This is a genomic window from uncultured Ruthenibacterium sp. (assembly GCF_963558415.1).
Classification (GTDB): Bacteria; Bacillota; Clostridia; order Oscillospirales; family Ruminococcaceae; genus Ruthenibacterium.
On sequence record NZ_CAUWGY010000123.1, the window covers coordinates 1 to 4,693 of the forward strand.

At 40.5% G+C, this 4,693-nt stretch carries 6 protein-coding genes and 1 pseudogene; 1 reads left to right on the top strand and 6 read right to left on the bottom strand.

The features are described from left to right. From rpsB to AB5H98_RS12715, 4 genes and pseudogenes are all read right to left on the bottom strand, one after another. On the bottom strand, nt 1-446 hold a 446-nt coding region (gene rpsB, locus AB5H98_RS12700), incomplete at its 3' end, for a 30S ribosomal protein S2 (protein ID WP_367926264.1). Between the two features lie 144 nt (nt 447-590). Continuing rightward, a pseudogene (locus tag AB5H98_RS12705) lies at nt 591-1,613 on the bottom strand (LTA synthase family protein); the annotation flags it as partial. A gap of 36 nt (nt 1,614-1,649) precedes the next feature. After that, entirely contained in the window at nt 1,650-2,492 is an 843-nt protein-coding gene (locus AB5H98_RS12710; RefSeq protein WP_367926265.1) for a hypothetical protein, read from the bottom strand. Nucleotides 2,493-2,562: 70 nt separating this feature from the next. Beyond that, on the bottom strand, nt 2,563-2,835 hold the full coding sequence (locus AB5H98_RS12715; RefSeq protein ID WP_367926266.1) for a YlmC/YmxH family sporulation protein: 273 nt from the start codon (nt 2,833-2,835) through the stop codon (nt 2,563-2,565). 119 nt (nt 2,836-2,954) lie between these two features. Here AB5H98_RS12715 and AB5H98_RS12720 point away from each other — a divergent pair, with 119 nt between their 5' ends. Next, entirely contained in the window at nt 2,955-3,626 is a 672-nt protein-coding gene (locus AB5H98_RS12720; protein WP_367926267.1) for an HAD family hydrolase, read from the top strand. Between the two features lie 41 nt (nt 3,627-3,667). On the opposite strand, the gene sigG is transcribed toward AB5H98_RS12720, so the two are convergent. After that, the gene (gene sigG / locus AB5H98_RS12725) at nt 3,668-4,438 is read right to left on the bottom strand and encodes an RNA polymerase sporulation sigma factor SigG (RefSeq protein ID WP_367926268.1); all 771 of its coding nucleotides are present in this window, start codon (nt 4,436-4,438) and stop codon (nt 3,668-3,670) included. Between the two features lie 82 nt (nt 4,439-4,520). Then, nucleotides 4,521-4,693, bottom strand: a 173-nt coding sequence (locus AB5H98_RS12730; RefSeq protein WP_367926269.1) for a sigma factor-like helix-turn-helix DNA-binding protein, incomplete at its 5' end; no start/stop codon positions are given.

A 4,693-nucleotide genomic window follows, 5' to 3' on the forward strand; every position in this document is an offset into this window, starting at 1 on the left:
CCCAGGAATTTCTCCAGTTTCTCCAGCTCGAGCTCAAGTTTTGCGACCTCTTTTTTGGGCAGCATCTCAAAAGTGCCATCCTCGCGCATTTTGTTGATCTGCTCCATACGATCAATACGACGACGAATGGTACGGAAGTTGGTCAGCATACCACCCAACCAACGAGCATTTACATAATGCATGCCGCAACGCAATGCTTCTTCACGAACAGACTCCTGAGCCTGTTTTTTCGTGCCAACAAAAAGAATGTCTCCACCCTCTGCCGCAACGTCACGCACAAAATTGTAAGCCTCATCCAATTTTTTTACGGTTTTCTGCAAATCAATAATGTAGATACCGTTGCGCTCGGTGAAGATGTACTTCGCCATTTTCGGATTCCAGCGACGTGTTTGATGACCAAAATGCACGCCAGCTTCCAGAAGTTGTTTCATAGATACGACTGCCATAAAAATATCCTCCTAAAATTGTTTTTCCTCCGCATTGCCGTCCTGTTTTCCAACCCCAAATAGGCACAAGAAAACAAAGCAATGCGTGCGTATTGCCGGATTAGTATATCATACTCTCCACTAAAATGCAAGTATTAAAAACGATTACTTTATCGTTACATAGTCCTCCTGATAAGGCTGACCAAACATGTAGTCATATTGCAAAAGCCAATGATCATTGTACCACTGCATTTGCTCATCACTCATGTCTTCACTGAAGGATCCATCTGGTTCCACTGTAATCCCTCTTGTTCGTGCACGCATCACGGACAGTTCTTGGATTAAGAAATCGTACCAAACCGGTTTTTCCAAGCCATAAAGATCCATAACAACGGGACTAATTTGATAAGCCGCGATTGTACCCATTTCTACCGGTTGATCGCTGTAGTTGCTCCAAATCAAAAGATCCGTTTGACGCAAATTCGGGCTGCTCGTATTTCCTTTTTCGATATATCCTGTTTTTTCAAACACTTCATAACCGGTTCCTAAAGGATTGTAGTGGTCTCCCCAAAACACAACAATCGTAGGCTCGTCCACCGTACTAAAATACGAAATCAAATCGCCTAGCGCCTGATCCGCTTCATAAATCCCCGTGGCAAAATCCTGTAACTGAGAAATCGTATTGTCAGAAAATCCCGGATGTTCCAAAATTTTTACCAGTTCATCCTCCGGATAATGACTTGCATCGTAAGTGGTATGATTTTGCATTGTTACAGCATGAATAAATATGGGGGCATCTGATGTTTGTTCATGGTTTTCGTACTCAGATATAATCCTTTTCGTCATCTCTGAATCAGAAATCAATCCCCTTCTCCGATTCGGATTTTCAAAATCTTCTGCAGCAATAAATGTGTCAATTCCCAAATTAGGATACGCCGTATTTCTACTCCAGAACTTTCGGTAATAGCCATGAATGGCCATCGTGTCATATCCTTTGGACTTCAAATACTGCGGAGTAGAAAACATTTCTTGTGTAACATACTGCTGATACGGTTTGCTGCCAGCCGGAAGATGTTCCAAAGAAAAACCAGTCAATGCTTCAAATTCCACATCACAGGTACCGCCGCCAAAAGAGGGTGAATAACATCTTCCATATGCGGCTTGATTCATTAAGGCATGAAGATTCGGTGTAAGTTCACGATCGAAAACGACTCCCTCTAACCTTCATACATCCCAAAAAGACTCATTCATAATATAGATTATATTCGGTTCTTCTACCACCTGATCTTCATTGGCTGCATAGCAATTTTCGTAAAAAGGCTCCCCATTCTGCAATTTGGCCTTTTCTGTTCGCTGCACAATCTCTAGTACGGACTCTTCGGAATAATTCTCCGGCTCTTCAATATCCAAAACGCGCAAATTTGTAAAAAAGCCAGTAATGATACCATAATTTTTGTAGTATCGGTCTTGCATCCACATATCTTCATAAATGCCAAAAAACTGGCAGACACTCGTATTTATCCAAACGCCAAAAACAAGAAAGACGGAAAGCAAGGCACCAATACCGGAAAAAATCAAGCGCCATCTCCAACCTTCTTTATACGGCAAACAAATAAAGCCGGAAAACACAGTCATCGCCACAACAATCAAAGCCACTATGACCATCGACGGCTGTATCTGCAGTTGAATATGATCAGCTACTCCGGCTAAATCGCCTATTTGAGAAAAATCCCAAGGTAAAAATGGTTCTCCCCGCATTTCCAATTTATAATATGTGACAATTCCCGCTACATTGGACAAAATTCCCTCTAAAAGAGTAGCGATCCAATGCTTTCCGGTAAGTTGGCTTATGATCAAATAAATTGAAACTAAAAACACCCAACCGAATAAAAAACCAAAGAAATGCGGAAAAAACCTTGTAGTCCAAAAGTCTGAAAATAAAGTTCCTCGATGGATCCATTCCATTGTAAAGAGAAAAATTGTAGGAGCAGCTAGCGACCAGATCAAATTCACTTTAGAGGACTTTCTCCAATTCGCCACCTCTTTTTTTCTCTCCTGTTGTTTCATATTTAATCACCTTTATTTTTATGCTCTTATCAGTTTTAGTCGATTCTTCCATTATATAATATTTGTCAAGTTATATCATGAAAGGAAGTCTTTTTTTCCTTTCTGGCACGACGATTTGGGTCTCAACCAGAATGACGTCTCGGCCAATTTTACGAATGTCTTTCCACGGAATCAATACATCCTCTTCTCTACCCAAAAGTCCAAACAATTTTAAACGCCCATATAATACAATATTTTGGATAGCCGCAGTCTTTTCATCAAAGGAAATATCATCCACCTTCCCCAAATTTTTCCCCGTGGAAATGCAAATAACATCATGCTGGCAAAGTTCATACAATGTCATAACGACATTCCCCCCTTCATTTATTCACATTTTATTCCAGAACAAGGGGTTTCTATGCCGAAGAAAATGTTGTATAATAAAAAACAATATCGAATAAGAACGATATGGTGGGTGATTTTTTGTACAAAAATATTATTTTTGATCTAGGGGGCGTAGTGGTCGACTTCAATCCCCGTGAATTTCTCGTAGATCATTTTCTCAATGAAAAAATAGAAAATCAACTATACGATATTACGTTTGGCAGTGCCGAGTGGCTCAAAATCGATGCAGGCGTTTTGGACCGAACACAGGCCTATGACATCATGCGTGAAAAAGGTCGAACGCTCGGTCTGGGATTCGAAATAGAAACCATTCTAAACGACTGGTTTGATATGCTGAATACCAAAGACGACGTTGTGCAGTTGATGAAACGTTTAAAAAAACGAGGATATAAACTTTTTTATCTGTCTAATATTGCGGATGATGTATTGGAAACACTTTCTCAACGCAGATTCTGGTCATTCTTTGACGGTGGCATTGCATCTTGCGAAGTCCATATGTTGAAACCCGATATTAGAATTTATCAGGCACTACTTGATAAATATCACCTGATCCCATCCGAAAGCATCTTTATTGATGATAATAAAATCAATGCTTCGGCTGCATTTGACGCAGATATGGTAGGTGTCCATTTCCGCAATGTTCGAACATTACAACGCGCCTTAAAAAGTTATGGTGTTGAAAGTGAAAAAAAGCTTTCACGACATGTGCAAAAGGAAATCGCAAAAACGACTTCTGGAACTACGAAATGATAAAAATGGCAGGCGGCTTTTGTGAAAGCTGCCTGCCATTTTTAAATTTGTTTTTTTATTCTTTCCAATGCTCCTTTTTCCAGTCTGCTAACCTGCGCTTGACTGATTCCAATCTCACGCGCCACTTCCACCTGTGTTTTTCCCGCAAGATAACGCAACGAAATAATTTTCTTTTCGCGATCTGACAGAGCACTGATTGTATCTCGAAATTGAATAGTTGAAATCCAATTTTCTTCGCTTTCATTTTCTCCTACCTGATCCATTACATACAAAGTATCCCCGCCATCGCTATAAACAGGTTCATACAAAGAAATTGGCTCCACTACGGATTCCAGCGCCAACGTTACGGTCGCCTGGGGCTGTCCGATTAAATCCGAAATTTCTTGAATGGTAGGGTCTCTCCCCAGCCTTTTTTGCAAAGATTCCCTCGCCTGCATAGCGCGATAGGCCATATCACGTACCGAACGACTAACACGCATACTGTTATTATCTCGCAAAAAACGCCGAATTTCACCAATAATCATTGGTTGCCCATAGGTAGAAAAGCGAAGTCCCAAATCGGGATTAAAATGGTCAATCGCTTTTATAAGACCAATGCATCCCACTTGAAACAAATCGTCCATATTTTCTCCTCGCATCGCAAATTTTTGCACCACACTCAATACGAGTCGTAAATTTCCTTGAATCATCGCCTGACGAGCCTTTTCATCGCCTGCCTGAGCCTTGCGAATCAGTTCGATCTTTTCTTTTTCTTTGAGCACTGGTAGCTTCGCGGTGTTGACCCCACAAATTTCTACTTTGTGATACTGCAATCGCCACACTCCCTCTGAACAAATTCTTGTTCAGAGTATGGGCGTAATATTTTGAATTCATGAGAAGAAAACTCTTCCAATTTTATTGCTCTATTCTTTCTAACTCTCCACGCAAACGCTTAATAATTCTCTTTTCCAAACGTGAAATATAACTTTGAGAAATCCCTATCATATCTGCCACTTCTTTTTGTGTGTGTTCTTTTCCGCCATCTAATCCAAATCTTAATTCCATAATTTGTTTTTCACGCGGGTTTA

Bases quoted from the DNA above. Each gene is read 5' to 3' on its own strand.
- AB5H98_RS12710 (WP_367926265.1), bottom strand. From the start codon at position 2,492: ATGAAACAACAGGAGAGAAAAAAAGAGGTGGCGAATTGGAGAAAGTCC.
- AB5H98_RS12715 (WP_367926266.1), bottom strand. From the start codon at position 2,835: ATGACATTGTATGAACTTTGCCAGCATGATGTTATTTGCATTTCCACG.